This window comes from uncultured Cetobacterium sp., from assembly GCF_947039425.1.
Lineage (GTDB): Bacteria > Fusobacteriota > Fusobacteriia > Fusobacteriales > Fusobacteriaceae > Cetobacterium_A.
Map to the genome: position 1 here is coordinate 1 of NZ_CAMQYW010000221.1, position 3336 is coordinate 3336.

5 protein-coding genes are annotated in these 3336 nt (G+C 28.2%); all 5 read right to left on the reverse strand.

All coding sequences use genetic code 11. The features are described 5' to 3' along the window. Positions 1-841: 841 nt before the first annotated feature. A complete protein-coding gene (locus Q0V09_RS09490) occupies positions 842-1510 on the reverse strand; it encodes a hypothetical protein (protein WP_297488899.1) in 669 nt (222 codons plus the stop codon). Between the two features lie 15 nt (positions 1511-1525). Beyond that, complete coding sequence (locus Q0V09_RS09495; RefSeq protein ID WP_297488902.1) at positions 1526-2071, reverse strand: hypothetical protein; 546 nt, start codon at positions 2069-2071, stop codon at positions 1526-1528. Positions 2072-2152: 81 nt separating this feature from the next. Beyond that, the gene (locus Q0V09_RS09500) at positions 2153-2464 is read right to left on the reverse strand and encodes a hypothetical protein (protein ID WP_297488905.1); all 312 of its coding nucleotides are present in this window, start codon (positions 2462-2464) and stop codon (positions 2153-2155) included. 46 nt (positions 2465-2510) lie between these two features. Continuing rightward, entirely contained in the window at positions 2511-2750 is a 240-nt protein-coding gene (locus Q0V09_RS09505; RefSeq protein ID WP_297488908.1) for a hypothetical protein, read from the reverse strand. A 1-nt stretch (position 2751) separates the two neighbouring features. After that, on the reverse strand, positions 2752-3336 hold a 585-nt coding region (locus Q0V09_RS09510), incomplete at its 5' end, for a DEAD/DEAH box helicase (RefSeq protein ID WP_297488911.1).

Consider the following 3336-nt stretch of genomic DNA (forward strand, 5'->3'; position numbering starts at 1 on the left):
ATACGAGATACGAATTCGTGACTGGAGTTCAGACGTGTGCTCTTCCGATCTTCGTCACACAATATATGAGTATACATTTTTGATATTCTTTTTCTTATCAATGGTTTTTTTAACAAATCTCTAAGTTTTAGAATTAAATCATCAAAATCATATAAAGAATTCAAAGCTTTTTTATATTCATAAAACTTATATATCTTAAAACAGGCTGCCTTATCTAAAAATACAGCTTGTAAGTCTTCTAAATCTTCTTCAAGATAACCATCCTCTTTCATAATTTCTGGATTCTCAATATATGAATCTATTCTTGCTTTTCTTTTTTTTAATTCTGCTTCTACAACGTCAACATTCTGACCACTTGATTTAAAATCAGAGATTATACTTATCGCTCCTTTTGCATCCATCATAGTTTCTGGAATTTCTAATACTAGTAAAACTTCTCTAACTATCTTCAGTTTTTCTGTATCATCTATCAAACTAAATTTTCTTGCAAACCCTGCTGAAGCTCCATACATTCTTATCATTTTTAATGCAAATGAGTGAAATGTTGTTACTGTTGTTTCGTTTTCTATATCAACTTTAGCTAATTCTGAACCTATTCTGTCTCTCATTTCTCCAGCTGCCTCATTGGTAAATGTTAATGCTAGTATATTCCTCGAAGGAATTCCAAAATTAACTATCATCCAAGTTACTCTTTTTTGAAGTACAAAAGTTTTACCTGAACCTGGAGGAGCAGCAACCATATATATTCCGTTGACACTATTTACAGCTTCCACTTGCTCCAAGTTTAATTTTTCTTTTCCAAACATTATAAAATTTAAATTTCTCATTATTTACTCCTTTATTATTCTGCTAGATAACACAAGGAATAACTATACAAAACATTGTACAAAGGATTTCTTGCCATTAACTTGTATATCTCACTCTCTCCCTCTTCTCGATATCGAGGATATTCTTCTAAGAACTCTTCTTTCATAGAAAAATTTGCATGAGTTTCAATATCGACTATAACAGGTTGTCTAAACTCGTTATCATAAGTAACACCTTTGTATTCTGAAGTTAATTTGGCTAACCCTACTATTTTATCCTTCGAATAATTTAAAAACTCTTTTATATAGCCTTTATCGTTTACAGTTACACTGTTATATATTTTCCTTGAATCAAACATCTGTTCATCTTTTTTCATTATTCCAAGATAATCAAAACAACTAAACAAATCATTGTAGTTCCCAAGTTGTGCCCTTAAATCTATAAGAGCAAACTTCTTAGAAGGTGTTATTCTACCACTTATTTTAAATTTTAACATTCTCATCACTATATTGCTAACATAGTAATTGCTACAAAAGGTGTATATAAGTGGCTTGCTTTTATTTTTATTTTCTATTATTAATAATGTATCATTTAAATCTTTAATCAATTCTTCTTCTTCTACAGAATAGACCATCTTAAAAATCCCTAATTCATTTCTACCTTTTGCTATTATTTTATTTTCAATAGCTGAAATTCCAAACATCATATCACTCCTTAGTTATAACAGTTCAATTATTAAATGATTGCTTTTCTTTTCTAAAACTTTGTGTTTACCAAACCAAGCATATAGAGTTTTAAAATCAAAGAAACGTTGATATACAGTTCCAGTGTAATAACATTTATAAACTTCCATATATTCCCACTCTTTTCTTATAGAATGGAAGTCATTGTTCAATGCAACTATTTTTCTTTTTGCTTTAATACCTCTAACTATATCTAAAACGTCAAAATGTTCTTCTGCTGTTTTTATAGTTTCAAATATGTAATTACACATTACAACATTGTATTCGCCTTTTAACAATTTTTCGTCATTCTTAGAATAATAATAAGCATATTTATCGTAACCACTACATTTTATCCCTAAGTCTGTTAGCATAAGAACATCCATCATTCTTCCTGAACCATAATCTAAAACTTTGTCACCAAAATTTAATATTTCTTTCTCTAATTGGTATTTTACAGATGTTGAAATTGTTGTTCTTGCTTTTGCGGTTGAAAAAGGATCATACTCTACTTCTCTTAAATGTTCATTAAAATTCTCCATGTTTTATCTCCCCGTAACAACATAAATACAAGCAGAAGGTCTGACTCTTCTACTTGTATTGTGTTAAAAAATTATAATACTTTATGCCACTCTAGTAGTTTCAACACAAATTTTTTCTATTAGAATACATTGTGTTTCCAACGAAGTTATATTCAATAACTCGTACATTGTCCCTTCTGTATCAAAGATATAAATACATTCTTCTTCTTTTTGAAAACAATCGATAAAAATCTTTTTACCTTCTGCTTCTAATACTATTTTTTCATCAAGTATTATTCTGCCTACTTTTAAAATATCAAAAATTTTACTAAAAGTTTTTTCATACTGCTTCTTAACAGTTTCTAACGTCATGATAGATTCTTGTCTTAAATTGTTTAATTCTACATTTTTCATTTTTATTCTCCTTTTTTATTTTATATATAAAAAAAAGCAACTCGAATTAACAAGCTGCTTTATTTCTATTGACTATAATTACTTCTTCTTTCACCTTTGTGGCCTTTAACTTTAATACCTTTTGTTTTCCGTGATAACCATCAATGCTTATAGAAACATTCTCTTCTAAATACTCTTTATTATCATTTATATATTTAACAACCTCAGTTTTGAAGTCTTCTGCTAAACATTCGAATGGAATCTCAGAATTATAACTACATATATGTTCATCTATTTTGATATGCATATTAAACCTCCAGTATTAATTTCGTTTTTATATCAGAATTTTGAATATCGTTGGTATTATATTTATACCTTTCGATAATTTCTCTGTCTATAAAACCACTTCTGAAGTATTCATTTAATAACTCTGTTAAGACATTAACTGTTGACATAATCTTAGTACATTCATCATAAACTCTTTTTCTGTATTCTAAATCTAACATATAATCACAATCATTAGGCTCACTCATACAAGTACCTCTGTTTTTACAGAAATTACCTTTGGCTTTAATACAATGTTTGTAGCTTTTTATAAATTGTTTGAAGAAGATTGGATGATCATATATAAAATCATATACAATAGCATACTTTTTCCCTTCACAAGTTCTACTAACTCTACCAACTCTTTGTTCAAGTGTTGCTGTATTTTTACTAGGATATAACAAGAATAATACATTAGCATTATTTATACTAATACCTTTATCCAATATTTTAGAAGTTAAGAGTATTTTAATTTCACCACTCTTAGCTTTAGCTATCATTTCTTTTCTCTGTTTCTTCGAAGTTTCTCCAAGTATAATGGCAACTTCATCTTCTTTAACTCCTAGTTC